Genomic DNA, 26,627 nt, shown 5'->3' with positions numbered 1-26,627 from the left:
CTCCTAAACGTCAAAGTCCAGCACCACGCCTTCTCCGCGTGGCCAGGACTGGCAGCTCAAGACATAGCCTGCCGCCAGTTGATCCGGCTCCAGGCTGTAGTTGATCGCCATATCCACTTCACCGGCCTTCAGCTTGCATTTGCAGGTGGCGCAGACGCCGCCTTTGCAGGCGTAGGGCAAATCGGCCCCCTGACGTAATGCGGCATCCAGAATGCTGTCATCCTCGCTGCCGACGTCGATTTTGAGGCTGCGGCCGTCGAGCCGGATCTCTACCTGAGTCGCGTTGCGGCTGCCTGCGTTGGCCGGCCGGGCGACGATGCCGCTGGTGTTGAAACGCTCGCTGTGAATATGTTCGGCAGGCATACCGGCCAGCTCCAGCACGGTGTGCGCGTCGTCCATCATCGTTTCCGGGCCGCAGATAAAGGCGTGGTCGAACTCGTTGAAGTTCACTAACGTGTTACCCAGCGCGGTCAGGTGGTCACGATCGATGCGGCCACTGAGCAGCGGGCTGTCGAGATTTTCCTGGCTAAAGAGATACAGCGGTTGGAAGCGCTGTGGATAACGGTTTTTCAGATCCGAGAGGGCTTCCTTAAACATCACCGAGCGGCTGGTGCGGTTGCCGTAGATCAGCGTGAACTGGCTGTTGGGTTCCAATTGCAACGTCGCCTTGATGATCGATAGCATCGGCGTGATACCGGAGCCAGCGGCGATCGCCAGATAGTTGCCCTGGGTTTGTGCCTGCGGCTGGTAACCAAAGCGGCCCTGCGGCAGCATCACTTCCAACTCGTCGCCCACCTGCAGGCTTTGGTTGATAAACGAAGAGAAACGCCCCTGATGGATCGCCTTGATGCCGATTTGTAATACGCCGTCCTGCGGTGCGCTACAGATGGAATAGCAGCGGCGCAGCTCTTCACCGTTGACCCGCGCCTTGAGCGTCAGGTGTTGGCCAGGGGTATAGCCGTAATGGGATTTCAGTTCGTCCGGGACGCGCAGCGTGATGGCTACGGCGTCCGGCGTTTCGCGCTCGATGGCTGCGACATTCAGGCGATGAAAGACCGTCATGGTTTTCAGTGCTCCTAAATACATTTGAAATAGTCGAACGGTTCCCGACATTCGCAGCAGCGGTAAAGCGCTTTGCAGGCGGTGGAACCGAACTCGCTGATCTTTTCCGTGTGCTCACTGCCGCAACGGGGGCACTGCACCGGACCGTGAGCCAGAGGCTTTTCACAGGTTTGCCCCTGCGGTGGCGCCACGCCGTATTCACGCAGACGCTGGCGAGCATCCGCATTCATCCAGTCGGTGGTCCAGGCCGGGCTGAGGCAGATGGTGATCTTTACCGGGCTGAAACCTGCCTCGTTCAGCGTCTGTTCAATGGCGTTGAGCAGGTATTCGGTCGCCGGGCAGCCGGAATAGGTTGGAGTAAAGGTGATGTGCCAGCCTGCACCGTCGCGCTCCACGTCACGTACCATGCCCAGATCGGTAATGGACAGTACCGGCAGTTCGGGATCGCTGATCTGCTGTAAGCAGTGCCAGATCTGCGGGATCTCGGCCGGTTGCAGTCGGGTGATATTCATCTTTGCCTCTACCAGCTACAGTTCGGGTAAGCGCGTGGCAGAAACTGCATTTCTGTCAGCATCGGGCCGAGGTGTTCAGTGTGCCGCCCTTGCTTACCGCCGTGGCGAAATGCCTGCTCGGTGGGCAGCGCGAGCGTGGCCTGTTGCAGCGTGTCGTTCACCATGGCCTGCCACGGTGCCTGCAACTGGCGTGGATCGACGGCAATGCCCAGCTCGGCCAGTTGCAGTTCAATCTCATCGGCGTGGAACAGCTCGGCGGTGAAGCGCCACAGGTCGTTTAATGACTGTTGGATCTTCTGGTGGCTGATTTCACTGCCGTCACCCAGGCGGATCATCCAGCCGTGGCTGAAGCGCAGGTGATAATCCGCTTCCTTCAGCGATTTGGCGGCAATGGCGGCCAGTTGGCTGTCTTTGCTGCGGCTCAATTCCCGGTGCAGCAGTACGTGGTAGGTATCGAGCAGGAACTGGCGTACCAGCGTGTCGTTAAAGCCGCCGTTGGGCTGTTCTGCCAACAGCAGGTTGTGAAATTCACGTTCGTCGCGGCCAAAGGCCAGGCTGTCTTCGCTGTGTTGCGGGCCGGAAAGCTCGGCGGCATAGGCCAGAAAATTGCGTGCCTGACCCAGCAGATCGAGGCCAATATTGGCCAGTGCCAGGTCGATCTCCAGCTCAGGAGCATGGCCACACCAAGCGCACAGGCGCTGTGCCAGAATGAGCGGTGTATCGCCCAAGCGCAGGGCATAGCTGATTGTTGCTGCGTTACTCATCGTCATGGCCTGCCTCTACATGTTCTTGATGCCGTCGGGGATGGTGTAGAACGTGGGATGACGGTAGATTTTATCGTCGGAAGGATCGAAGAATGCCGCCCGATCCTCCGCTTGAGAGGCGATCAGGTGGCAGGATTGCACCACCCAGATCGAACAGCCCTCACTGCGGCGGGTGTAGGCATCGCGGGCGTTTTCCAGCGCCATCTGATCGTCTGCTGCATGCAGGCTGCCCACGTGACGATGGGCCAAACCCTGCTTGCTGCGGATAAACACTTCATACAACGGCCATTCGGCGTGAGTCATTTTTCTCTCCTCGATTAAGCTGCATTTGCCGCGCGTTTGCTGGCATGTGCCATGGCGCCATCCCGTACCCAACTGCCGTCGTCCCAGGCTTTACGCTTGGCTTGCAGACGCTCGTGGTTGCACTGCCCACGCCCCTGGATCACTTCGTGCAGCTCTGCCCAGTCGATCTCGCCAAAGCGGTAATGTCCGCTGGCCTCATCCCATGCCAAATCGGCATCGGGGGCGGTCATACCCAGGGCTTCCAACTGCGGTACGGTGTTATCGATAAACTTCTGCCGCAGCTCGTCATTGCTGTGGCGTTTGATCTTCCAGGCCATGCTCTGCGCGCTGTGGGGTGAATCGCTATCATTGGGGCCAAACATCATCAGCGCTGGCCACCAGAAACGGTTGATGGCGTCCTGTAGCATGGCCTTTTGCGCTTCGCTGCCCTGGGCCATCACCATCACGGCTTCATAGCCCTGACGCTGGTGGAAGCTCTCTTCTTTACAGATTTTCACCATCGCTCTGGCATAGGGGCCGTAAGAGGCACGGCATAGGGCTACCTGATTGACGATGGCTGCACCGTCTACCAGCCAGCCGATCACGCCAATGTCAGCCCAGTTCAGCGTTGGGTAGTTGAAGATGGAGGAGTATTTCATCTGACCGGCGAGCATCTTTTGGTAGATATCCTGGCGGGTGCAGCCGAGGGTTTCCGCCGCGCTGTACAGATAAAGGCCATGCCCGGCCTCATCCTGGACTTTCGCCAATAACACCGCTTTACGCCGCAGGGAAGGGGCACGGGTCAGCCAATTGGCTTCTGGCAACATGCCGACCACCTCGGAATGCGCATGCTGGCCGATTTGTCGGATCAGATTGCGGCGATAGGCATCCGGCATCCAGTCTTTGGCTTCGATGGAGATATCGGCGGCGATCTTGTCGTCAAAGTGCTGCTGAAATTGTGTGTCAGTTGTCATGCTTGCCTCTTGGTGATTCATGTTTTTCACATTAAAACCAAAAATGTGAATCACTTTAACTAACCTTAAAGCTACAAGTTGATAACAACAAGATCAAATGCAAATGCTGTGGTTTTGCGATGAGCATCACAATACTTTTTATTATTTTGTTGATTTAAATGACTATTTATTTTCGGTGTCTATCGATAACGGTGGTGTTAACTTTGCGATTTAATGATTTTGTTTTGCTTTTGTTAAATTTTAACCTGGCATAAAGTGGAAATTATGTGATACATCATTAATCTTGATAGTGTCTATTTATGAATTCCGGAGGAGCAAATGCAGCAGTTAACCAGTTACCTTTCTGGCGCTTGGGTGTACGGACAGGGTCAATCCCGCGAGATCCAGCATGCCGTTACCGGCGAGCCTTTGTATCAGGTCTGCTCCGACGGGTTGCCGTTGGCTGCCAGCCTGAGTTATGCCCGCAAGCTGGGTGGCACGGCGCTGGCAAAGATGACGTTTCAACAGCGCGCTCAGATGATGAAAGCGGTGGCTAAACACCTGCTGGCTAATAAAGAAGCGCTATATCAGATCTCCTATCAAACCGGTGCTACGCGTAATGACAGCTGGGTTGATATCGAAGGCGGTATTGCCACGCTGTTCTCCTATGCGGGATTGGCCGGGCGCGAACTGCCGGACGATACGCTGTGGCCGGAAGATGAGCTGATCCCACTCTCCAAGCAGTCACAGTTTGCCGCACGCCATGTGCTGACTTCTCGCCCCGGTGTCGCACTGCATATCAACGCCTTTAACTTCCCTTGCTGGGGAATGTTGGAGAAACTGGCACCCACTTGGTTGGCGGGGATGCCTGCCATCATCAAACCCGCCACCGCTTCGGCACAGCTAACCCAGGCGATGGTGAAGCTGATTATTGACAGCGGGTTGGTGCCTGAAGGGGCGTTACAGCTAATCTGCGGCGGCGTGGGTGATATGTTCGAGCACCTCGATTATCAGGATGCGGTCACCTTTACCGGCTCGGCGCAAACCGGGCAGAAGCTGCGTTCTCATCCGCGCCTGCTGGAAAAATCGATCGCCTTTACCATGGAAGCGGACTCGTTAAACTGTTGCGTGCTAGGGGAGGACGTGACGCCAGAAATGCCGGAGTTTGCGCTGTTTATCAAAGAGGTCAGCCGCGAAATGACCAGCAAGGCGGGGCAAAAATGTACCGCTATCCGGCGCATTATCGTTCCGGTAGCCCGCATTGCCGAGGTACAGCAAGCGCTGTTGCAGCGCCTGGCTGGCGTAAAGATTGGTGACCCACAGCTGGAGCAGGTGCGGATGGGAGCGTTGGTCAATCAGGAACAGCGTGACGACGTGCAGCAAAAGGTGGAATTCCTGCTGCGCAATGGCTGTGAGCCACTCTGTGGTGCAACGCTGGATAAGTTGAAGGTGGTGGGCGATGGCGCTCAATCAGGTGCTTTTTATCCGATCACCCTGCTGTACTGCGCCGATCCGTTCCGCCATCAGGCCGTACATGGCACCGAGGCGTTTGGCCCGGTGGCGACGCTGATGCCTTATCAAACTACCGCACAGGCCATTGAGTTGGCGTTGCTGGGGCAAGGTAGTCTGGCCGGATCGTTGGTGACGGCTGATGCGGAGTTGGCTTCACAGTTTATTCGAGCAACCGCCTGCGCCCATGGCCGCATGTTGGTGCTGGATCGCCATGCGGCTACGGAATCGACCGGCCACGGTTCACCATTGCCTTTGCTGGTGCATGGTGGGCCAGGGCGAGCTGGCGGCGGGGAAGAGCTTGGTGGGTTACGGGCGGTAAAACACTATATGCAGCGCACGGCGATCCAGGGCAGCCCGTCGATGCTGGCGGCCATCAGCCGTGAATGGGTACGAGGTGCCGACGTGGTGGAGGAACAGGTACACCCGTTCCGCAAATACTTTGAGCAGTTGCAGATTGGCGAAAGCTTGCTGACCGCCCGCCGTACCATTACCGAAGCCGACCTCGTCAACTTTGCCTGCCTGAGCGGCGACCATTTCTACGCGCATATGGACAAGATCGGCGCGGCAGAATCACTGTTTGGTGAGCGAGTGGCCCACGGTTACTTTGTGGTTTCTGCCGCCGCCGGGCTGTTCGTCGATCCGGGCGTCGGGCCGGTGATTGCCAACTACGGCATGGAAAACCTGCGTTTTATCGAGCCGGTGAAAATTGGCGATACCATTCAGGTGCGGTTGACCTGTAAAAAGAAAATCCGCAAGCCGCAAAAAACCGCTGAGGATCGTCCGCATGGCGTGGTGGTCTGGGATGTGCAGGTGCTCAATCAGCATCAGCAGGCCGTGGCGCTGTATAGCATTCTGACGCTGGTGGCGCGCCAGGAAGGGGACTTCAACACGGTGCACTAAGGCTGGATCGTCAGGGGCATCATGTTAAGATGCCCCCATTATTTGCTGAAATGATCTACCCTAACTATTCTGAGCCTAGAGGCTGCAAACCCGGTTCTTGCCGCCTTTTTTCGCCGTATACAGGGCGTTATCCGCCAGGCTGACCAGGCTCAGCGGCGTATCGTTATACGGATGCGGGATTTTTGCACTGGCACCGATGCTGGCGGTGATAATCCCCAGCGGGCTGCCTGTGTGGGCGATCTTCAACTGCCGGATGCCCTCCAGAACCCGTTCGGCAAAGGCAATTGCGCCTTGAAGATCGGTATCCGGCAGAATAATTGCCAGCTCCTCACCGCCGTAACGCGCCATCAGATCGCCAGGACGGTTGACCATGCCTTGCAACATGCGGCCCAACTGCTGCAAACACTGATCCCCAGCCACGTGGCCGTAGATATCGTTAAACTGTTTAAAATAATCAATATCCAGCATCAACAGGGCAACGCTGCGATCGTTGCGCGCCGCTCGCGTCATTTCGTTTTTTAGCGCGATATCAAACTGACGGCGATTGGCCAGGCCGGTCAAGCCATCTAGCAAAGCCAGTTCTTCCAGCGTGTGGTTCATCAGCGTCAGTTGATCACGGGTGCGCACCAGCTCGACTTCGGTCTGTACGCTTTGGTTAATCTGACGTATCAGCACCAACCCCAGGGCCAACAGTATGGACAGCAGGACTCCTCCACCGAGTGCAAAAAGTGACGCATCGTTGCGCCAGTCGGCCAGAACGTCTTTTTTCGACAGCCCGGCGGTGATCACCAGCGGATAACGCTCCACCTGCGAATAACCATAAACCCTTTCTACATTGTCAAACTGTGAGACCATGGTGACGTTGCCAAAAGGTGAATGCGGCAGAACTTCGCGGAATAAAATGCTATGGGAGATGTTTTTCCCGATGGCATCCTCATTGTAAGGGCGGCGATATAAAATGGAGCCGTCGGCCAGTATCAGGCTGAGTGAGGCGTCGTTGTTAAGGGCAAAGGTGTTGTAAAACTGGCGGAAATAATCGACATACAGCGTCGAAATGACCACGCCGGCAAAGCTGCCGTCCGCATGGTTCAGGCGGCGCGACACCGGGATAACCAAATCGCCGGTCGAGCGGCTGCGGATCACCTCGCCTATATAAATCATATTATTGTTATGAGTGACGTGGTATTTAAAATACGCCCGGTCGGCATTATTGGCATGGCTGAGGGGTTTACCGTTGGACGTCAGGATCCAGTTGCCCTGGGCATCATAGATAAAACTGCCATGCAGTTGCGGAAAGTTACTGGCCTGAGTCTGCATGATTTTTTGCAGGCGTAAACGCTGGGGTTGGCCCAAGCCATCGGTTTCAATCCGTTCGCTAAGATCGGCCAGGTTACTGTCTACCTGCGCAAAGGTATCTTCGGCGTGCTGTGCCAGCGATCGGGCCAGATTCTGCGAGTCATTTTCGGCAATTTGCAGGTTGCGTTGATGAGCGTTCCAGATTTGCCAGGCGTTGAACATGATCAGGGTAAGCACGACGATAATAACGAACACGCCAGCCTGATAGAGTAACGGCGAGTTTTTGTTTTTCCCGGATAATGGCTGTTTTTGGGGCGGGAGCTGGGGTGCTGGCATAGCATTCCTGTCATGGAATCAATGGGGGATGGGTATTGCGAACAATCTTAACCCTTCTATTTCCATCTTGCATGTCCCGTTATATTTCCAGGATATGTTCAGCATAAATTGGTACCGGGGAGGCGCATGGCAGCACTATCTGACGCTATGATGCAGGTTTTACTGATGCTGGCGGTATATTACCCGTTAACGCTCCTGGCGTTGGCCGGGTTGATGATTATCGCCTATCAGCGGCGTAAAACACCGTTCTGGCGGTTGGCTCTGGTTTTGTTGCTGGTGTTGTTTGTCTTGTTCTCTCTGGTGGCTTCAAGCTGGCATCGTTAGCACTGGGCAGTGCCTACCCTCACAGCAAGGCACTGCATCATGTGGCTACTCGACGTTGACCATCCAGTTGACACCGAACTTATCGGTCAGCATGCCAAAGCCCTTGGCCCAGAAGGTCGGTTGGAAAGGCATGGTGATGCTGCCACCTTGGGCTAGCCGGTTAAATACCTCGCGGCCTTGCTCGACGTTCTCACTGCGGATCGACAGTGAATAACCGCTATGTGCCGGGCCAGTAGGGTCGGCCGGACACCCATCCGATGCCATAATCACGTTATCTCCGATCACCAGCCTGGCATGCATAATCGAGTCAGGATCGGCATTGGGCGGCCCATTTTGCTGCTCCTCTGCCGGGATATCTTTGTAACGCATCATGATTTCTATATTGCCGTTTAGCTGCTGGGCATAAAAATTCACCGCTTGCTCACAGTTACCGGTAAAAAACAGATAGGGTTGAATCAACATAGTTCCTCCTCTTCAATCCCATGCCCGACAAGGTTGCTGAATTTGTAGGGGGTGAGCATGTCCGAACTTAGGGGAGTCGCATGCTGCGCCCGCTTAACTGCTGGGCCGAGGAGCGCCAAAATAGAAAAACAGCGCCTTGATCAGGAATGGCTAGTCTGGTCGGACACGTTCACATAAACAACAACGCGGCGGAACCATCCCACACGGCGGCCAGGGCATAGACCAAAACCAAAAACAGCATGAAAGGAGGGTTGCTCATGACGCTATCCTCGGTCGAAGTTCAGTTGAGCATTCTTCAGTATAGCTGATTATCGCCACGCAACATGACAGTTGGATGAAAATCGCACAATTTTTATGCGCAGTTTTTCAGACTACAAGATGTAGGTAACCCGCTGATTTTTGACTATAGTAATAAGGTACAGAGGCGTTAATTCTGTCAGTGGGTGGTCGCTGACGGAGAACGTTTTGATAACGGTATTGCCAGCAATTTCGGGCAACGGGTCAATGAGGGAGAGTAAAAATGGGTATTATTTCCTGGATCGTTTTTGGGTTAATCGCCGGTATTCTGGCCAAGTGGATCATGCCGGGTAAAGACGGCGGCGGTTTTATCATGACCGTGATCCTGGGTGTGGTGGGTGCGGTTGTCGGCGGCTATATCAGTACCTTCTTCGGTATGGGCCGGGTTGATGGCTTTAACCTGGGCAGCTTTGTAGTTGCCGTTGTCGGTGCTCTGGTGGTGCTTTTTGTCTACAGAAAGATCAGAAGCTAAGCCGGGTTCGATCAACAGGGGTCGCTAAGGCGGCCCTTTTCTTTTAAATGCGACAAACGTACAGCGTTTGAGAAGGGGATAGCGATGGGATTATTGGATGGGTTAGTTGGGGCATTGAGCGGTGGTAAAGGTATGGATTACAGCGCCATCTTGCAGTGGGTTGAGCAGCAGGGGGGCTTGCCGGCCATTCTGGATAAATTCCGTCAGGGAAATTTGGCGGACGTGGTCGCCTCCTGGATCGGCACGGGTGAAAATCAGCCAATCAGCGGCGAACACGTTGAGCAGGCGTTGAGCACCGATGCCATTGCACAGTTGGCCGGTAAGTTGGGGATCGATCCGGCGCAGGCTTCTGCCCTGATTGCCCAGTATTTGCCGATGATCACCGACAAACTGTCACCTAATGGTCAGGAGCCGCAGGGCGGCGATTTGATGAGCGCCGGGATGGATTTGCTGAAAGGCAAACTGTTCGGCTGATATGAGGCTGTGTCCCTTAATTGCACGTGAGTGCCGCTGGAGGTCATTTGGACGCGTTGCAAGGCACCACGGTCAATTGAGGGACACAGCCTAGCCCTCCGGTTTCTGGCCGGAGGGTTGCTATTACAGCGTCAGCATAATTTTACCGATATGCGCACTGGACTCCATCAAGGCATGGGCCTGCGCGGCTTGTTCCAATGGGAACGTCTGGAAAATCTGTGGCTTTAACTCCCCGCGTTCCAGCAACGGCCACACTTTCAGCTCCAGTTCGGCAGCGATCTGGGCTTTATCTTCCACACTGCGCGCCCGCAGCGTTGAGCCGGTATGGGTCAGGCGTTTAAGCAGCAATGGCATCAGGTTCAATTCTTTCACTACGCCGTTTTGCGTGCCGATCTGAACGATACGCCCATCCATTGCGGCGGCGCGGTAGTTCTTCTCCACGTAATCCCCCGCGATCAGATCGACGATGACATCGGCCCCTTTCCCATTGGTGGCGGTTTTTGTCAGCTCGACAAAATCTTCGGTGCGGTAGTTGATGGCGACGTCAGCCCCCAACGCCAGGCTGGCCTCACGCTTTTCTTCAGAGCCAACGGTAGTAATGACATAGGCGCAGAAGGCTTTGGCCAACAGGGTGGCAACCGTGCCAATGCCAGATGTGCCTCCGTGGATCAGCACGGTTTCCCCGGCCCGAAGATGGCCCCGTTGAAATACGTTGACCCAAACGGTGAAGAAGGTTTCTGGCATGGCGGCGGCTTCTATCATGCTGAAGCCTTGAGGGACCGGCAGCGCATTGCTTTCATGCACCTTGCAATATTCGGCATAGCCCCCACCGGCGATCAGCGCACATACGTCGTCACCGGGGGCATAGCGTTGTACACCAACGCCAACGGCCACCACCGTGCCAGCAATTTCCAACCCTGGAATGTCCGAGGCGCCCGGCGGTGGGGCATATTGCCCACGGCGTTGCATAACATCTGGGCGGTTGACGCCGGCGGCAGCGACTTTCACCAGTATTTCACCCTGGGCTAATACCGGTAACGGGCGCTCCGCACTCACCAGAACCTCTGGTTCGCCCGGCTGGCTAATTTCGATGACCTTCATGTTTTCAGGTAGTTGTGCGTTGGCTGACATGCCGTTCTCCTTGATCAATCTGCGTATTCGGGATATTCCCGGCTGGATTATCTTATAGGGATAACAGAGTTGGCATGTGTGCGAAAGGGCGGTTTTATCTAGACAAGCAGAGATACCGCCGCAGAGGGGGCAGAGGATCATTCGTTTGGCGGAATACGAAAACCTTTCAGCGAGACGATAAAGTGTTTTTTACCTTTGGAAATCTTGGCACCCTGATCGCACCACAGGCTGGCGAGCTGGAAAAAATCGTCGCTGTCAATGTCATAGGCCAGCTCAATCTTTTTCGCCGATCCTGAGCGGATCAGCGTTTCTGCCTGCTGGTGATTAATGGCTTTTACGGTGTTCATAGGCGAAATCCTTGGTGTTAACCCGGAGCGGATAATCGCTAGCCATCATATGGCTGGATTGTGACATTTTTGTGATGGAAATATGACGCTGGACCATTTTGCGGCTTGGCGCTCATTTTCTCCTGATCCTGTCATGGGGTAAATTTGGTGGTGTGCAGGTTCGGATTTAGTATGCGTGTAAACCTTTTGACCAGACATCGGATTATGATCAACAAAGTACGAAAACAACCCCTGCGCCAGCGTAGCTATCAGCTGTTGTTCAGCAATCAAACCCGAACGGGGCGCAGGATGCAGCTATTCTGGGTGAGTACGGCGCTGCTCAGTGTGCTGTTGCTGTTTATCGAACCCGGCGGCAGCTCGCTGTATACCCCCAATGCTCAAGTGCTTTATCAGCTGTTTTTGGCGGAGGTCTTTTTCACCACCCTTTTTACTGTGGAATATCTGTTGCGGCTGTGGTGCACGCCGAGTAAAGAGCGCTATGCCATCAGCTTTTTTGGCATTGTCGATCTGCTGACGATGTTGCCGATGTATATCATCTGGATATTCCCGCATATGGCGGTGGAATATATCGCTCTGCTGCGTGTACTGCGGATCCTGCGCGTATTGCGGGTGTTGAAACTGTTGCGCTACATGAGTGAGATGAGCATTGTCTGGCGCAGCATCAAGCTGGCGCGCCATAAGCTGACCCTGTTCTTTGGCTTTGTCGGCGTGATGCTGTGCGTATTTGGTGGCTTGATGTACGCGGTGGAGGGAGGCAGTGGGGGATTTACCAGCCTTGGCGCATCAATGTACTGGGCGGTAGTTACGTTAACCACCGTGGGCTACGGCGATATTGTGCCCCACACGCCATTAGGGCGGATGCTGGCTTCGGTGCTGATCCTGGTAGGGTATTCGATTATTGCGGTGCCTACGGGGATCCTGACCGCCTACATGTCGCAGGAAATGCAGCGCTATCGGGAACAGCGCCATTGCGCACAATGCGACCGTGGCGGGCATGAAGCCGAGGCGAAGTTTTGTAAATATTGTGGCGCTACGTTACCACCATTGTCAGTGAAATCCGCAAGATAACGCCGATAATTTCGCCAGCGGGGAGCAAATTCTGTGCGTTCGATCTCCCTTTCCAGCCTCACGAGATAAAAAGAGTTGCTATTATACGCCCGACATGAGTTAATGATTCTCGGCCTGTGGTACAGACCTATTTATGCACGACATTTTGAGTAAAGTAGTTCAAATTTAAAGCGTTATCCTTGATAGCTCTTCACTGACGAATTTCCTTTCTAGTGCCTCCATAAGTAACTGATGACCGGCTATTTCATGCCCATGGTGGCTTAAATTTTTTATTGAAGGAATTCAACATGTCTAACATGATTAAAGGTCAAGTGAAGTGGTTCAACGAGTCTAAAGGTTTTGGTTTCATTACTCCTGCAGACGGCAGCAAAGACGTGTTCGTACACTTCTCTGCAATTCAGGATCAAGGCTTCAAGACCCTGGCTGAAGGCCAGAACGTACAGTTCTCTATCGAGAACGGTGCTAAAGGTCCGTCAGCGGCTAACGTTACCGCTATCTAATCGGCCTCTCGCTGATTAACAAAAACCCGCCAAGGCGGGTTTTTTTGTGTCTGTGATTTGAGCCAGTGAGCGGAAAAACCGTTCACGGTGGTGTGCCAGGCGCTCTGAAAGGTCAGCCTGACATTCTGCTAAGCTTTACTAGCCATCGTCGTAAGATGGCTCAGAGGGGCAACGGATTACGCAATGGTGGGTTCTTTTCGTCAACTGTAATAGACTGATATCCGGGATAAATAACGAGGTAGAGCATGAAAGTTAACGATCTGGTGACGGTAAAGACCGACGGCGGCCCTCGTCGGGAAGGGGTCGTGCTGGAAGTTGAAGTGTTTAATGAAGGCACCATGTATCTGGTGTCACTGGAAGATTACCCGGCGGGCGTGTGGTTCTTCAATGAGATCGATAGCCGCGATGGTACCTTTGTAGAGCTGCGTAGTGCTGAACAGGATTAAGTCTTTTCCTGCAATTAACAGCTTGCCGCCGGTCTGGCTGGTGGGCTGAAACCTGGCCGCACAGTTACGCGGTGTTGAAAACTTGCCAAAATACCCGTAGCGGCATCATTGCCGCTGAAAACGGGCGTTTTTCTGTCGTACCCTAAGCCAACGTGTTCTGCTGTCGCTTTATTTGGCCGCAATGGTCATCAACGGCTGTTGACGAAAATGCCGCTGGTAAGCGTGTCGGTCAGGCGGACAACATGGTAGATGATCTGCTTGTTGTGGGTTTTGATCTTTCTTTTGATGTTTCCCTTATGGGAAGAGACGGTTTTCACCTTGATCTGCATTTGATCGGAGATCTGGATGGTGCCTTGGCCGGACATCCACATGCGCAGCATGTTTGACTCGGTTTGGCTTAGTGTGACAGGCGTCTGATCCAGCGAGCTTTTTTCCGGGCGAACCAGCTTTCTTTCGAGGTAGTGGTTAAGCAGCTGGCTCATGGTTTGCGGTTTAATCGATTTTGACGAGATGATAACGTTCTTGCGGACGTATAAATAATCGTCGAAATGTACGTTGGTGATGGCCATGAAAATAAAGAATAAAGTATCGGGATTAAGAGAGATCACGCGTTTTATTCTTTCCGTCGCATCCGCCTCATGGATGAAGCAGTCTTCATTCAGGAATACCATATTAGGCTTAAGTTTGGTGCATTTCTCATGCAGGCCGTCGATATGATTGACGGCGCTAATCTGGCGCTTTTTCAACCCGTGCGACGTCAGGTAGTCGGTTAATCCTAGTCTAGTGTAACTGCATGAATCCATAATGATTATTGGCATAAAGCCCCCCTGCTTAAGTCCGTTTCCACGCGGTTATAAAAAGAAAGCCTGAAGATAAAAGGCTAAAAGTTATAAAAAAATCACATCTTATGAATGCAACTTTCTATCAATAAAACCGGCATGACTCAACGTCTTTTCGAATTATATTTTCAAATCTTCCAAAACCATCAGTTTAGCTTAAGTCGACTTATTATACTCTGTGGCTACTTTGCGGCTGGAAATATCAGTAGACGCCAGGTAGTCAGCCTTAAATTTGTTGCTAAGGTCAGCTATTTTCGTCTCGGTACTATTTTTCGATCATCAGATGATTCTTAAGGGTGTCTTATGGCTTGCTGTGAAGCCGGCGTTGGTGGTTTTTTGACTGATTTTGTTGCTTCCGTTTCATCACCAAACGCCATTAATTTTGCTTATTCAATTGATTGTATCAATGTATTGGCGCAAATGGTAACGATTCTTAGTTGGTTTTATGCGTTTTAGGAATTAGTTTATGAGTGAAATAAAGTCAAAATGAGTAGTTCTGCTAACCATGAGTCGTTTATTAAATAACTAATGTAAATTATTTCATTTGTTAATGATTTTCGAGTGGATAACTTATCAACGACATATCGATTTTCCTGACGTATCTTAGAGCGCAGAGACAACGTAATGTTGCTAAAGGCGATTTCAACTCACAACCCGGAGGCCAGGTGGATCACAATCAGTTTGGGCAACCCATTGGTGCAGTGCTTGAGGGCTGGCAACCAGCGGGTGAACCGGGAAAACAGAGTCTTCAAGGGCGTTTCTGCTGTCTGCAGCCGATGGATATCGCGCGCCGTGCCGATGAGTTGTTTCATGCCTACCAACTGGCGGAGGACGGGCGCGACTGGACCTATCTGTCTAGTGAACGCCCCACGGAGTTGCCTGTTTTCCAGCAGTATTTGCAGCGACAGCTGGCAACCCAGGGGAGAAACACCCTGACGGTGATCGATGCTACTAGCGGTAAAGCGGTCGGCACCTGCGCTTTCTTGAACATTGACCAACCCAACGGGGTGGTTGAGTTGGGGATGATCAACTGGTCACCCTTGATGAAGCGGCGAGCGATGGGGAGTGAAGCCATCTTTCTGATGCTCAAGCACGCTTTTGACGATTTGGGATTCCGCCGTTGCGAGTGGAAATGCGACCGTCTGAATGCCCCCTCTCGCGAGGCTGCACTGCGTCTGGGCTTCACCTTTGAGGGGACTTTTCGTCAGGCGATGACCAGAAAGGGACGCAACCGCGACACGGACTGGTTATCCATCATCGATGGTGAATGGCCAGTATTGCGCGAGGCGTTTGCTGCCTGGCTATCGCCTCAGAATATCTCAGCCGACGGCCAACAGAAGCAGCGCCTCGCGACTTTCAGGCTTCGACCCGACAAGCCTGCATCGATGCCAGCGCCAAAGTAATATCCTGCTCTTCGGTCATCCAATTCACCAGGGCAGCCCGGATACCCGGTTGGCCCGCATAGCTGGTGGGCGTGCAGCGCACCACGCCGTGCCGATCCAAGCGATCGATGAAGCGGTTGCGTGCAGCGGTGGCATCGCCTGTAACGCCCTTCAGCGCAAAGCATACGATGTTCAGATTCACCGGGGCCAGCAGGCGGAAGCCTTCACTGGCCGCCAATCCGTCACCTAAACGTCGCGCCAACGTTACGTTACGCTCGACGATCTCCCGCATACCACTGCTGCCGTAGGCTTTCAATGCCATCCATAAGGGCAGGGCGCGAAAACGCCGCGAATTCTCGGGCGTCAGGTGCAAATAGTTATCTGGGCGCAACGTGGGGGCCTCCAGATAGGTCGAGTGATTCTGGAACACCTGCATCTGCAATGCCAGATGACGGGTAAATTGAATGGCGCTGTCATAAGGGACATTCAGCCATTTATGGGCATCTACGGTGATTGAGTCCGCCTGATGCCAACCGTCCAGCAGATGAGCCAAGCGGGGAGAACAGGCCGCAATCCCCCCAAAGGCGGCATCAACATGTAGCCAGAAGGGATAGCGTGCACGCAGTGCCAGCAGGCGGGGCAGATCGTCGAAAACGCCGGTGTTTACCGTACCTGCGCTGGCGAGCACTATCGTCGGGATATCTGGCGTGGCGGCAAGGTGACGCTCCAGTGCCTCGATATCAATGGCTTCGCAATCAGCCTGGCTGGCGATAGACTTTAACGCTTCACGCCCAATACCGAGCATGCTGAGCGCTTTCACGCTGCTGGCATGGGCATTGGCGGAAAGGACCTGAATCGGCCCCAAGGCGGCCAAGCCAAACTGTGCCACATCGATCCCGCGCTGTTGCCCTAACCACTGGCGGCCGATGGCGATCCCGGTGAAGTTGGCCATGGTGGCACCGCTGACAAAGCTACCGCTGAAGTCGGCGGGCAGTTGCAGCAGGGTTTTCAGTTGCTCAATTGTCGCCAGCTCGATCGCAGCCGCCACGGTATCATTGCTCAGTTGGCTATTCTGGTCGGCAGTACTAACCAACCAGTCGGCAGCCAGCGCCGCAGGAGTGCTACCGCCGGTGACAAAACCAAAGTAACGCGGCCCGGCACTGCCGGAAAGGCCAGCCTCATAGCGTTGCCAAAAATCGTCTAACGCCGCTAACGCACCGCAACCCTCTTCGGTTAGCCGATCGTCACCGGTTTGCAACTGTTGTTCGGCCAGGGGCGGGCATACCGGCCGCTGGCTCAAGCTGGCAAGGAAGCCCTGCGCCAATTGGTTGGTATGGTCAAGTATGCGGGGTAAATCGTCGAGATCCTGCTGCAAACGTGGATGCATGGTCATGCCTTGAGTTAGGGGTCAGTATGTTTGCACTATAGGCGAACCTGATTAGTGCTAATATCGATAAAAAATGACCCTTTTGGATAGCAAGGCTAACCAGCAATGAATGAGCGTCTTCCCCTGCATATTTTGCCAACCTTTGTGATCGCTGCCCGGCTGGAGAATTTGCGTGCCACGGCACAACGTGTCAGCCTGACTCATGGTGCCGTTAGCCAACAAATCCAACTGCTCGAACAGGCTATTGGCTATCCACTGTTTGACCGCTCCGGGCGTGGGGTTCGGCTAAATGCTGCGGGGCGCGAACTGCTGGCGGCAACTGAACCTGCCTTGCTCGCTTTGCAACAGGGCGTTGACCGAGCCAGACGGGTAGCGGTAAGCCAGATGTTGCGCATCAGCGTGCTGCCTTCCTTTGCGCATTACTGGTTGTTGCCCAGATTGGCGGAGTTTCATCGTGCTTGCCCTGGGATCCGGTTGGATATTGACGCCTCGCTGGCGATACAGGATCTAGACCGTAAAGGATTTGATGCCGCGATCCGTATTGGTGATGGTCAATGGCCAGGCGTTCAGGCTCAGCGTATCGCTTCAGGAGTAGTGCTGCCGGTAGCGACTCCCGCACTGGCCAGGCAATGGCAGGAGGCATTTGATGCTGGAGATCCACAGGTCCCGCTGCTTGAGCATGACGTCACTCCCTGGCATAGCTGGTTTAGCGCCGTAGGGAGAATTGGCGGTGGGCAGCAGTTGGCGCTGTTCAACGACGCGGGTTTACTGTTGCGTGCAGCCGAGCAGGGGTTTGGTATTGCGCTGGTGAAGGCCGTGCTGGCGAAGGATGCGATTGCAGCAGGGCGCTTGGTGCCGCTGGCGGCCGCGCTGCATTTGAATGATAGCGATGTCTATCTGGTGTGGCCACAAGCCGCCGGTTTAACGCCTGAGGTGGTAGCGTTACTGAACTGGTTACAGCAACAGCTAAACTAAATCGCTCAACCGGATCCCTTGTGCTGCGTCTTGGGGCGCCCTACAAATTAAACAACGTTGCTCACTACGTAGAGGCTGCTGCGCCCGATTATTATTGTACCTATAACAATATCTCTATAAGGGGAATATTCTGTTTAGCTTTCGTTTACTAATATAACCTTTACTTCACAACCTCATGTCACTATACTCCAGCCAAAATTACCGAGGAGATAACCAATTGGACAGTTGCAGTAGTAGCGAAATAATAAAGGCAAGTTGACCAATCTCCTGTGATTTGTTGCTTGCCGAACACGGCGGGCAGCACCCCTCTCTCGTTATTCCGAGCTGTGCAAACCCGAACATGAAAGTTTTCCCGAGGCGCTTGCGCATTGGGCGTATTGATTCGGATATGATTATGGTATTTAACCATCACCACGGCCTTTTCCCTCCGGGCACCCAAACGCAGACCCGCTGATTAATTATCGGCGCGATTTCGCGTGTGCTTAACGGCACATGATTCAACCTCAATGATTAATTAAGGGGAAGATCATGGCTATGACTCCTTTTATTCTGAATTTATTCCTGGCAATGGGCCTGGGTGCCGTTATTGGTGCCGAGCGTCAATGGCGTCAGCGTATGGCGGGCTTGCGTACCAATTCTTTGGTCGCGACCGGCGCCGCCGTTTTTATCCTGAGCTCTTTTGACACCGAGCCTTCCAGCGCAGGGCGTATTGCGGCGCAGATCGTTTCTGGTATCGGTTTTCTCGGTGCCGGTGTGATTATGCGAGAAGGGCTGAATATCCGCGGCCTGAATACGGCAGCCACCTTGTGGTGCTCTGCGGCCATCGGTGTGCTATGTGGCCTGGGGCAGCATTGGGAGGCCGTCTGCGCCACCCTGGTGATCCTGTGTGCCAATATCCTGCTGCGTGAAGCGGCGCAGCGCATTAACCTGCAACCCCAGCAGCAAGCGGTGGATCTGGAGCTGCGTTATCGTGTCCAGGTGACCTGCGGTGAGCAGGATGAAATCCTGGTTCGTACCCTGATCCTACAGGCGTTGAACGGCGTGGCATTACGCCTGCAATCGCTGCGTAGCGCCGATATTGCCATTCCTGGCCAGTTGGAAGTCTGTGCGGAAATTGTGGCTAACCCGGCCGCGCAAAAAGAGATTGAGGGCATTGTCTGCCGTATTAGTTTAGAACGCAGCGTGAGTGCCGTGCATTGGCGTGTTGCGTCAGAATTACCCGTTTAACCATAAATAACCTTCACCGATAAGGTGATAAGGATGTGTTATGCAAGCACCCCCCAGAGATTTTATTATTCTGCGTATACCCGTCGTCTTTCAAGCTGTAGTGTTGTTTCCTGCAGTTACTCACCCCAGTCACTTACCCAAAAGTAAGCTCCTGGGGATGAGTAAGCTTGTCGCCTAGCTACAACTTGAAATTCAAAGGTATATTAATGGAATAAGCATTACGTTAATGAAGTAAACCAAATAAATTCCACTTTGTGCATGTTCACCCGTTATTACGGGCGGGGTAACCCTGTGTGCAAAGTAAAAAAAGAGAATAGCGTCATGACCCATATTAAAGAAAATAGCCGTCGCCGTGATAAACAGCGCGAGCCGTATGCCATTGCTCTCGAGGCAAAGAACAGCCTCGATCAAACGTTGGCTAATTTAAACTGTAACCGCATCGGATTAACTCAGGAAGATGCCCAGGAGCGTTTGCAGTATTTCGGTAGTAATCAGGTTGCCCATGAGAAGGCACCGCATGCGCTGGTACAGTTAGTCAGCGCGTTTAACAACCCGTTTATCTTTGTGTTGATGGTGCTGGCAGGGATCAGTTTCTTTACCGATTACTGGTTGCCCATGCAAAACGGTGAGGAAACCGATCTTACCGGCGTCATCATTATCCTGATTATGGTTACGTTGAGCGGGTTGCTGCGCTTCTGGCAGGAATACCGCACCAATAAAGCGGCCGAATCACTCAAATCGATGGTGCGTACCACGGCAACGGTGTTGCGCCGCAGTAATTTCAGCACCCAGGCGTTAGCAGTGGAAATTCCCATTCGTGAGTTGGTTCCGGGCGATATTATTCAGCTCTCCGCCGGGGATATGATACCCGCAGACCTCCGCTTGCTTAGCTCACGCGACCTGTTTATCAGCCAGGCCATCTTGACCGGCGAAGCTATTCCGATCGAAAAATACGATGCTTTGGCCGGCGTGAGCCAAAAGTCCAGCGAGATTGATGCCTCCAGCGAAAGCGAACTGCTGGAGTTAGCCAATATCTGCCTGATGGGCACCAACGTGGCCAGCGGAACGGCGACGGCGGTGGTAGTCGCGACCGGTGGCCGCACCTACTTTGGCTCTTTGGCGAAGTCGATCGTTGGTACCCGTTCGCAAACTGCCTTTGACCGTGGAGTAAACAGCGTTAGCTGGCTGCTGATCCGCTTTATGTTGGTGATGGTGCCGATCGTCTTGCTGATTAACGGTTTTACCAAGGGAGACTGGACGGAGGCGGCACTGTTTGCCTTGGCGGTCGCCGTGGGGCTGACGCCGGAAATGCTACCGATGATCGTCAGCTCGAACTTGGCGAAAGGCGCAATTGCCATGGCGCGCCGCAAGGTGGTGGTCAAACGGTTGAATGCGATCCAGAACTTTGGCGCGATGGACGTGCTCTGTACCGATAAAACCGGCACTCTGACGCAGGATCGCATCATTCTGGAACACCATCTGGACGTGAATGGTAGCAAAGATAACCACGTGCTGCATTTAGCCTGGTTGAACAGCTTCCATCAGAGTGGCATGAAGAACCTGATGGATCAGGCGGTGATCCGTTTTGGCCAGGGCCAGCCAGGCGTTGAGGCATTGGGGCGCTACAGCAAGGTTGATGAACTGCCGTTTGATTTTATACGTCGTCGCTTGTCGATCGTGGTACAGGATGAACAACAGCGCCAACTGCTGATTTGCAAAGGTGCAGTTGAAGAGATGTTGGAGATCGCCACCCACGTCCGCGTTGGGCAGCAGGTGTTGGCGCTTGACGAGGCTCGCCGTGCCGATTTGCAGGCGTTGGCCTGCCAGTACAATGAAGATGGTTTCCGCGTGCTGGTGCTGGCAACGCGAGATCTGGGTCTGGAAGGTTGTACTTTGCCACTGAGCATTGTGGATGAACGCGATCTGGTGATCGAAGGCCTGCTGACCTTCCTCGATCCGCCAAAAGAGAGCGCTCGTGAAGCGATTGCTGCCCTACAGGAAAATGGCGTGGCGGTGAAAGTGTTGACCGGCGACAACCCGGTGATCACCTGTAAAATCTGCCGCGATGTCGGCCTGGAGCCAGGAGAGCCGCTCTCCGGCCTGGAGATTGAACAGATGGACGATGCCCATCTGATGCGTGAAGTTGAGCAACGTACGGTATTTACCAAGCTGACGCCGTTGCAAAAATCACGCGTGCTGAAAATGTTGCAGGCTAATGGCCACACCGTGGGCTTCCTGGGGGATGGCATTAACGACGCCCCGGCGTTACGTGATGCCGACGTGGGCATTTCAGTCGATACCGGTACCGATATTGCCAAGGAATCCGCAGATATCATCCTGTTGGAAAAGAACCTGATGGTGCTGGAAGAAGGGGTGATCAAAGGGCGTGAAACCTTCGGCAATATCATCAAGTATCTGAACATGACCGCCAGCTCCAACTTCGGCAACGTGTTCTCGGTGCTGGTGGCCAGTGCGTTTATTCCGTTCCTGCCGATGCTGGCGATCCACCTGCTGTTACAGAACCTGATGTACGATATCTCCCAGCTTTCCCTGCCGTGGGACAAGATGGACAAAGAATTCCTGCGTAAACCGCGCAAGTGGGATGCCAAGAATATTGGTCGCTTTATGCTGTGGATTGGGCCGACGTCTTCGATTTTCGACATCACGACCTATGCGTTGATGTGGTTCGTGTTTGCCGCCAATAGCGTAGAGCATCAGGCGCTGTTCCAGTCCGGCTGGTTTATTGAAGGCTTGTTGTCTCAGACGCTGGTAGTGCATATGCTACGTACCCAGAAAATCCCGTTCATTCAGAGTACGGCGGCGCTGCCGGTGTTGTTGACCACTGGGATTATTATGGCACTCGGTATCTATATTCCGTTCTCGCCGCTCGGGGCATGGGTCGGGTTGCAACCGCTGCCGTGGGAGTATTTCCCTTGGCTGGTGGCCACTCTGGTCAGCTACTGTGTGGTGGCGCAATTGATGAAGCGTTTCTACATCCGCCGCTTTGGCAAGTGGTTCTAATCTACTTTTGCACCGGGCGTTATGCCCGGTGATAAACCTCAATCGGCCTGTTTCGAGGGTGCGCAGCATCTTGCAGCGCACCCTCGACCGAACATGTGCTGCCACCTTACAAATTCGGCAAGATTGCTACTTTGTCATCAAGCTGAGGCGCACACGTGTGTGCGACTACAGGCTGCGGCAATGCCTGCGATATTCAGAGGGGGAACGATCGGTATGCTTTTTGAATATCCGGCAAAAATAGTTACTGTCGTCGAACCCACAGTTATGAGCGATCTCTTTGATCTTCAGATCATAGCCACGCAATAAATTTTTCGCCCGCTCGAGGCGCACCCCGGTGATGTACTCATTGAAACCGACTGGGCCTGACTTTTGAAACAGGTGGGACAGATAGTTAGGGGTAATATGAAATCGTTTGGCAACGCCTTCCCGTGTTAACGGCAACCCGGCGTGGTCATCAAGGTAATCCTGTATGGCCAGCAGCAGTTCCTGGCTTTTACTGACGGTTTGCCCCTGGCCTGCGAGCTGTTCCAGGCAGTGGCTGACCAACCCGGTAAAGATCAGCTGCGAGGTCAATGCATCCGGTTGCAGCAAAACCTCATTCATCGCCAGCAGCAGGTATGAGCCGACTCTGGGCCCACGCCGCGCCACGTGCTGTTTTTGCGTTTCACACAGCGTTTGCCCGTCCCATCTTTGCAGGCTGAAACCCAGCTTTTGCTTACTGAACAAGATGCTCAGCGTGGTGGCTGGCTGGGTCCATTGCGGAAAACTCCATTTGCCCGCAGGGACATAAAGCACCTGATAGCTGGAGAGCGTGTTATTTGCCAAAGGCAGGCACTGATCTTCAACTTCCCCTTCGAGCACTATCTCAAGCCGTGGAAAAGGCACGCAGAAGGCCAGTGGTGGGGCAGGAAACGTGGGTTCAGGGAACCTTACCTGGATCGCATCCTGGTGGGCAATCAGCTGTTTAAGCAGGGTAACAAGCGTTTCAGACATCGCGATCTCCAGTGCGCTTCGGCGGTTAACGATGCATTTGAGAATGATGGTAAACCCAAGCGGGCAGCGCAATTAAGGTGATATCTCCCGGCATTCATGGGTCTTTTACGCATTTATGACCCTGGTCACATTTTTGGCTGGCGTACATCTGTGTCCAGTATTTCGTAGTAAAAGCCCCCTGTTTTTGGCCCAGGCTTCCAGTAAATTTGCCGTTATGTTATCAAAAAGTAAATGGAGAAATCATGATGCAACGTCAATCTGAGATATACCTGGAGGCTTTAGGAGCCAGCATCGAGTTAACGGCACAGATGAAGCAGGAGCTTGATACGTTGGGATATACCGTGGTGCACAACGTGGCCGATCCTGACTGGCTGGTGGCAATGCGCAATCTTATTGACGAGCTGGTGGAGAAAGAAGGGGATAACCTGGCCATTGAGCACCATCAGGAAGCGACAGCAACGCGCATAGCCAACATGGTGAATAAAGGTGTGGTATGGGAAAAGGTGTGGTCGCACCCGCTGATCCTGTCTGCCTGCCGCTATATTTTCAACGGTGAGTTCAAAGTCTCTAGCCTCAATGCCCGCGAAGCCTTGCACGGTGGCGGCCATCAGCCTCTGCATGCCGACTGGAAAAAGCCGCGTCCCGACTTTCCAAAAGTCCATTTGGTCAATGCGATATGGGCGATTGACGACCTAAGTGCGGAAAATGGCGCGCCGCGGATCATCGCCGGAACGCACCTGCGGCCGGAACTGCCGGAGGATGTGTTGGCCGATCCCGACTTGGCACATCCTGATGAAATTGTTTTTGCCGCCCCTGCCGGTAGCGTGATGATCTACAACGCGCACACCTGGCATGGAGGTACTCAGAACAGGATCGGTACTCGGCGGCGAGTGTTGCACGCACTCTATATTGACCGTGCAGATACCGCCCAGCAGGATCAGCGCCGCTGGCTGAAGGAAGAAACGGCCAGCCGGTTGACTCCGGCACAAAAATGGCTGCTTGATGTGCTTTAAGTGTCCGGTGTAGGGGCGCTGCTGCGCCCGTTAAATCCGATGTCAGCACCGGATCTGCGAGGCAGCTCTCGTTAATTGTTACGTTAATGTTGCTGGGATAGACTATTGTTTTCTCTTCACTTGCGAACCAGCAACGCGCGTCACGTTTGCCAAAGGCGTGAGCGACACGGAGAGAGAACATGAATCAGCGGGAACTAGAAAGCGCCATTGTCACCGATTTTTCCAAGCGCATGAGCTATGGTGATTACCTGTGCCTGGATCGACTGCTGGATTGTCAGCAGCCACTTTCCAGCCCGCAGCATCATGATGAGATGCTGTTTGTGGTGCAACATCAGACCTCGGAACTGTGGATGAAACTGATGCTGCATGAGCTGCAGGCGGCCAGGACTCTGGTGCAGCAGGATAAGCTCAGCCACTGTTTCAAGATCCTGGCCAGGGTAAAGCAGATCCAGCGTCTGCTGTTTGAGCAATGGGCGGTGCTGGAAACGCTGACTCCGTCGGAATATGTGGAGTTCCGTGGCGTGCTGGGTAACTCTTCGGGTTTCCAATCTCATCAATATCGTTCGATCGAGTTTTTGTTGGGTAACAAAAATGCCGCCATGCTGGCCGTCTTCAGCGACGATGCGCCAAAACATGCCGCGCTGAAAGCGATCCTCGAAGCCCCGAGCCTGTATGACGAATTCCTCCGCTATCTTTCCCGCCATGGTCTTGCGGTGCCTCAGGCATGTATCGAACGAGACTGGACCCAGCCTTACCAGCGCAATCCAGAGCTGTTACCGGTGTTCAAACTGATTTACGATAATCCGCAAACCTACTGGGCGGCCTACGAAATGGCCGAGAAGCTGGTGGATATCGAGGAAAGCTTCCATCTATGGCGTTTTCGCCATATGAAAACGGTCGAGCGGATCATTGGTTTTAAATCGGGTACCGGCGGCTCCAGCGGCGTCAGCTTCTTGAAGAAGGCGTTAGAACTGACATTTTTCCCTGAATTGCTGGATGTACGAACCGAAATTGGCGCTTGACTCTACCGTTCCGGACATAAGCGAGAGGAGTGATGACAATGGCGGTAAGCATTGAGCAAAAACCGGCAGAAAAGGCCGTTGGCGTGCGGGTTGTGGGGCCTTATGCGCAATCAGTCCCACTGGGTTTTCAGCAACTGATGGCCTGGCAACAACGGCAAGGCATTCCCGTGGGGAAATGGCTGGTACTCTATTGGGACGATCCGAACCAGGTCGCAGCGGAAAACCTGCGTGCCGACGTGGTGTTTACCGTTGCCGATGATTTTGTGCTACCTGCCGGCAGTGAAAAAATGGTGATACAAACCCTGCCGGCAGGGGAGTACGCCGTTTACCGGGTGCGGATCACCGATGGGGATTTCGCTACCCCCTGGCGTAATTTTTACCAGCAGCTATTACCCGCCAGTGGCTATCGGCCGTCTGAGGGTGTTTGCTATGAACATTATCTCAATGATTGCGTGGCTGATGGCTACTTTGATCTGGAGATTTGCCAGTCGGTAACCAAATTCTGAAGGCTGCGTAAAGGGTTCAGGGCGCACAGCGCCCTGATTAGAGGATCACTCCTCGGCGACGCGGATAATCAGCTTGCCGAAGTTTTTCCCTTTCAGCAGCCCGAAAAAGGCCTGAGGGGCATTTTCTAACCCGTCGACAACGTCCTCGCGGAATTTGATCTTGCCCTGGCTGACCCATTCCCCCATCTGTTGTAGAAACTCGCCGAAGTTTTCTGCGTAATCATCGAAGATGATAAAACCCTGCATCTTGATGCGTTTGCGCAGGATCAGGCTTTGTAACAACGGCAAGCGATCTGGGCCTGGTGGTAACTCGGTCGCGCTGTAGTGGGCGATCATGCCACAGACGGGGATACGTGCCTTGGTATTGAGTAAAGGAATAACCGCATCGAATACCGCGCCGCCGACGTTTTCATAGTAAATATCAATGCCCTGGGGGCAGGCTGCCGCCAACTGAGCTGCAAAGTCGGCCGAGTGGTGATCGATACAGGCATCAAATCCCAGTTCTTCCACCACATAGCGGCATTTCTCTGCGCCGCCTGCCACGCCCACTACGCGGCATCCTTTCAACTTGGCAATTTGACCTACCACGGAACCTACGGCTCCGCTGGCTGCCGCGACCACCAAGGTTTCGCCTGCCTGTGGCTGACCGATATCCAGCAACCCCATATAGGCGGTAAAACCTGGCATACCTAACACGCCAAGGAGCCTGGAAGGGTGATCCAGCTTGGCGCCCAGATTGCGCAGGCCGCTGCCGTCTGACAACGCATGGCTTTGCCACCCGTCGTAGCCTAGCACCCAATCTCCAACGTTAAAGTCTGGATGTTGTGAAGCCTGCACGCGGGATACGGTGCCGCCGACCATCACTTCACCTATCTGTACCGGGGGAGCATAAGAGGGTGCATCGCTCATACGGCCACGCATATAGGGATCTAATGAAAGGTAAACCGTGCGCAGCAACAGTTGTCCGGCAGCGGGCTGTGGGATGGGGTTGGTTTCCAGACGGAAATTGTCTGCCTGCGGTTCCCCGTGCGGGCGTGAAGCTAAAACAAAACGACGATGATGCGTTTGCTGAGACATCGATGACTCCTTGGCGACGGTGTTGAACTAATGGGGTTCAGGTACAG

At 53.8% G+C, this 26,627-nt stretch carries 28 protein-coding genes; 15 read left to right on the top strand and 13 right to left on the bottom strand.

All coding sequences use genetic code 11. From position 1 onward, the window contains the following. Positions 1-3: 3 nt before the first annotated feature. The 5 genes from paaE to paaA are packed head-to-tail and all read right to left on the bottom strand — an operon-like array spanning position 4 to position 3,594. Positions 4-1,062 (bottom strand): 1,2-phenylacetyl-CoA epoxidase subunit PaaE, encoded by a 1,059-nt coding sequence (gene paaE, locus ACKWMY_RS16715; protein ID WP_024528939.1) that lies wholly within the window; start codon positions 1,060-1,062, stop codon positions 4-6. A 14-nt stretch (positions 1,063-1,076) separates the two neighbouring features. Beyond that, entirely contained in the window at positions 1,077-1,574 is a 498-nt protein-coding gene (gene paaD, locus ACKWMY_RS16710) for a 1,2-phenylacetyl-CoA epoxidase subunit PaaD (protein WP_024528938.1), read from the bottom strand. A gap of 8 nt (positions 1,575-1,582) precedes the next feature. Continuing rightward, positions 1,583-2,344 (bottom strand): 1,2-phenylacetyl-CoA epoxidase subunit PaaC, encoded by a 762-nt coding sequence (paaC, locus tag ACKWMY_RS16705; RefSeq protein WP_409486635.1) that lies wholly within the window; start codon positions 2,342-2,344, stop codon positions 1,583-1,585. A gap of 9 nt (positions 2,345-2,353) precedes the next feature. Then, entirely contained in the window at positions 2,354-2,641 is a 288-nt protein-coding gene (gene paaB, locus ACKWMY_RS16700) for a 1,2-phenylacetyl-CoA epoxidase subunit PaaB (RefSeq protein WP_021180891.1), read from the bottom strand. Between the two features lie 14 nt (positions 2,642-2,655). Beyond that, positions 2,656-3,594, bottom strand: coding sequence for a 1,2-phenylacetyl-CoA epoxidase subunit PaaA (gene paaA, locus ACKWMY_RS16695; RefSeq protein WP_024528936.1), 939 nt, complete (start codon positions 3,592-3,594; stop codon positions 2,656-2,658). 318 nt (positions 3,595-3,912) lie between these two features. On the opposite strand from paaA, the gene paaZ reads away from it, so the two are divergent. Next, complete coding sequence (gene paaZ / locus ACKWMY_RS16690) at positions 3,913-5,985, top strand: phenylacetic acid degradation bifunctional protein PaaZ (protein ID WP_409486634.1); 2,073 nt, start codon at positions 3,913-3,915, stop codon at positions 5,983-5,985. A gap of 75 nt (positions 5,986-6,060) precedes the next feature. Here the strand turns inward: paaZ and ACKWMY_RS16685 are convergent, their stop codons facing one another. Beyond that, positions 6,061-7,617: a GGDEF domain-containing protein gene (locus tag ACKWMY_RS16685; protein ID WP_261159964.1), complete on the bottom strand. Its 1,557-nt coding sequence runs from the start codon at positions 7,615-7,617 to the stop codon at positions 6,061-6,063. Between the two features lie 126 nt (positions 7,618-7,743). Between ACKWMY_RS16685 and ACKWMY_RS16680 the strand changes: the two genes are divergently transcribed. Beyond that, complete coding sequence (locus ACKWMY_RS16680) at positions 7,744-7,941, top strand: hypothetical protein (protein WP_074031581.1); 198 nt, start codon at positions 7,744-7,746, stop codon at positions 7,939-7,941. 45 nt (positions 7,942-7,986) lie between these two features. Here the strand turns inward: ACKWMY_RS16680 and ACKWMY_RS16675 are convergent, their stop codons facing one another. Continuing rightward, positions 7,987-8,403: a VOC family protein gene (locus tag ACKWMY_RS16675; RefSeq protein ID WP_024528932.1), complete on the bottom strand. Its 417-nt coding sequence runs from the start codon at positions 8,401-8,403 to the stop codon at positions 7,987-7,989. A 520-nt stretch (positions 8,404-8,923) separates the two neighbouring features. Between ACKWMY_RS16675 and ACKWMY_RS16670 the strand changes: the two genes are divergently transcribed. Continuing rightward, on the top strand, positions 8,924-9,172 hold the full coding sequence (locus tag ACKWMY_RS16670) for a GlsB/YeaQ/YmgE family stress response membrane protein (RefSeq protein WP_021180898.1): 249 nt from the start codon (positions 8,924-8,926) through the stop codon (positions 9,170-9,172). Positions 9,173-9,256: 84 nt separating this feature from the next. After that, entirely contained in the window at positions 9,257-9,646 is a 390-nt protein-coding gene (locus ACKWMY_RS16665) for a YidB family protein (protein WP_021180899.1), read from the top strand. A gap of 123 nt (positions 9,647-9,769) precedes the next feature. On the opposite strand, the gene ACKWMY_RS16660 is transcribed toward ACKWMY_RS16665, so the two are convergent. Together ACKWMY_RS16660 and ACKWMY_RS16655 are read right to left on the bottom strand one after the other, a co-directional pair. Next, positions 9,770-10,777 carry an NAD(P)H-quinone oxidoreductase gene (locus ACKWMY_RS16660; RefSeq protein WP_024528931.1) on the bottom strand — a complete coding sequence of 336 codons (1,008 nt, stop codon included), beginning with the start codon at positions 10,775-10,777 and terminating at the stop codon, positions 9,770-9,772. Between the two features lie 137 nt (positions 10,778-10,914). After that, positions 10,915-11,124, bottom strand: coding sequence for a hypothetical protein (locus ACKWMY_RS16655; RefSeq protein ID WP_409486633.1), 210 nt, complete (start codon positions 11,122-11,124; stop codon positions 10,915-10,917). A gap of 288 nt (positions 11,125-11,412) precedes the next feature. Between ACKWMY_RS16655 and ACKWMY_RS16650 the strand changes: the two genes are divergently transcribed. The 3 genes from ACKWMY_RS16650 to dsrB all read left to right on the top strand — a co-directional run bounded on the left by ACKWMY_RS16650 (position 11,413) and on the right by dsrB (position 13,138). Further along, positions 11,413-12,192, top strand: a complete 780-nt coding sequence (locus tag ACKWMY_RS16650) for an ion transporter (protein WP_080673349.1) — start codon at positions 11,413-11,415, stop codon at positions 12,190-12,192. A 287-nt stretch (positions 12,193-12,479) separates the two neighbouring features. Next, on the top strand, positions 12,480-12,692 hold the full coding sequence (gene cspE, locus ACKWMY_RS16645; protein WP_004946278.1) for a transcription antiterminator/RNA stability regulator CspE: 213 nt from the start codon (positions 12,480-12,482) through the stop codon (positions 12,690-12,692). Positions 12,693-12,937: 245 nt separating this feature from the next. Further along, positions 12,938-13,138, top strand: coding sequence for a protein DsrB (dsrB, locus tag ACKWMY_RS16640; RefSeq protein WP_021180904.1), 201 nt, complete (start codon positions 12,938-12,940; stop codon positions 13,136-13,138). Between the two features lie 188 nt (positions 13,139-13,326). Here dsrB and rcsA read toward each other — a convergent pair whose 3' ends face one another. Beyond that, complete coding sequence (rcsA, locus tag ACKWMY_RS16635) at positions 13,327-13,956, bottom strand: transcriptional regulator RcsA (RefSeq protein WP_024528929.1); 630 nt, start codon at positions 13,954-13,956, stop codon at positions 13,327-13,329. A gap of 324 nt (positions 13,957-14,280) precedes the next feature. On the opposite strand from rcsA, the gene ACKWMY_RS16630 reads away from it, so the two are divergent. Together ACKWMY_RS16630 and ACKWMY_RS16625 are read left to right on the top strand one after the other, a co-directional pair. Continuing rightward, positions 14,281-14,433, top strand: a complete 153-nt coding sequence (locus tag ACKWMY_RS16630; RefSeq protein WP_409486632.1) for a hypothetical protein — start codon at positions 14,281-14,283, stop codon at positions 14,431-14,433. A 209-nt stretch (positions 14,434-14,642) separates the two neighbouring features. After that, positions 14,643-15,380, top strand: a complete 738-nt coding sequence (locus ACKWMY_RS16625) for a GNAT family N-acetyltransferase (RefSeq protein WP_409486631.1) — start codon at positions 14,643-14,645, stop codon at positions 15,378-15,380. Here the strand turns inward: ACKWMY_RS16625 and ACKWMY_RS16620 are convergent. Then, positions 15,334-16,746 carry a pyridoxal phosphate-dependent decarboxylase family protein gene (locus ACKWMY_RS16620; RefSeq protein ID WP_409486630.1) on the bottom strand — a complete coding sequence of 471 codons (1,413 nt, stop codon included), beginning with the start codon at positions 16,744-16,746 and terminating at the stop codon, positions 15,334-15,336. The genes ACKWMY_RS16625 and ACKWMY_RS16620 overlap by 47 nt on opposite strands. A 105-nt stretch (positions 16,747-16,851) precedes the next feature. Between ACKWMY_RS16620 and ACKWMY_RS16615 the strand changes: the two genes are divergently transcribed. The 3 genes from ACKWMY_RS16615 to mgtA all read left to right on the top strand — a co-directional run bounded on the left by ACKWMY_RS16615 (position 16,852) and on the right by mgtA (position 21,969). After that, positions 16,852-17,721, top strand: coding sequence for a LysR substrate-binding domain-containing protein (locus ACKWMY_RS16615; protein WP_409486629.1), 870 nt, complete (start codon positions 16,852-16,854; stop codon positions 17,719-17,721). 528 nt (positions 17,722-18,249) lie between these two features. Then, positions 18,250-18,948, top strand: a complete 699-nt coding sequence (locus ACKWMY_RS16610; RefSeq protein WP_021180910.1) for an MgtC family protein — start codon at positions 18,250-18,252, stop codon at positions 18,946-18,948. 321 nt (positions 18,949-19,269) lie between these two features. Further along, the gene (gene mgtA / locus ACKWMY_RS16605) at positions 19,270-21,969 is read left to right on the top strand and encodes a magnesium-translocating P-type ATPase (RefSeq protein WP_199061878.1); all 2,700 of its coding nucleotides are present in this window, start codon (positions 19,270-19,272) and stop codon (positions 21,967-21,969) included. Between the two features lie 165 nt (positions 21,970-22,134). Here the strand turns inward: mgtA and ACKWMY_RS16600 are convergent, their stop codons facing one another. Further along, complete coding sequence (locus ACKWMY_RS16600) at positions 22,135-22,962, bottom strand: helix-turn-helix domain-containing protein (protein ID WP_024528924.1); 828 nt, start codon at positions 22,960-22,962, stop codon at positions 22,135-22,137. A 245-nt stretch (positions 22,963-23,207) separates the two neighbouring features. Here ACKWMY_RS16600 and ACKWMY_RS16595 point away from each other — a divergent pair, with 245 nt between their 5' ends. The 3 genes from ACKWMY_RS16595 (at position 23,208) to sbmC (ending at position 25,503) form a co-directional block, all read left to right on the top strand. After that, positions 23,208-23,975, top strand: coding sequence for a phytanoyl-CoA dioxygenase family protein (locus tag ACKWMY_RS16595; protein WP_065683387.1), 768 nt, complete (start codon positions 23,208-23,210; stop codon positions 23,973-23,975). Between the two features lie 179 nt (positions 23,976-24,154). Next, positions 24,155-24,997: a tryptophan 2,3-dioxygenase gene (gene kynA, locus ACKWMY_RS16590; RefSeq protein WP_211134734.1), complete on the top strand. Its 843-nt coding sequence runs from the start codon at positions 24,155-24,157 to the stop codon at positions 24,995-24,997. 38 nt (positions 24,998-25,035) lie between these two features. Next, positions 25,036-25,503, top strand: a complete 468-nt coding sequence (gene sbmC / locus ACKWMY_RS16585) for a DNA gyrase inhibitor SbmC (protein WP_074031588.1) — start codon at positions 25,036-25,038, stop codon at positions 25,501-25,503. Positions 25,504-25,548: 45 nt separating this feature from the next. On the opposite strand, the gene ACKWMY_RS16580 is transcribed toward sbmC, so the two are convergent. Further along, the gene (locus tag ACKWMY_RS16580) at positions 25,549-26,580 is read right to left on the bottom strand and encodes an NADP-dependent oxidoreductase (RefSeq protein ID WP_024528920.1); all 1,032 of its coding nucleotides are present in this window, start codon (positions 26,578-26,580) and stop codon (positions 25,549-25,551) included. Between the last annotated feature and the right edge of the window lie 47 nt (positions 26,581-26,627).

Source organism: Serratia sp. J2 (genome assembly GCF_046269175.1).
Lineage (GTDB): Bacteria > Pseudomonadota > Gammaproteobacteria > Enterobacterales > Enterobacteriaceae > Chania > Chania fonticola_C.
The sequence above is the reverse complement of the archived record's forward strand: the minus strand, read 5'-3'. Positions and strand labels throughout refer to the sequence as shown.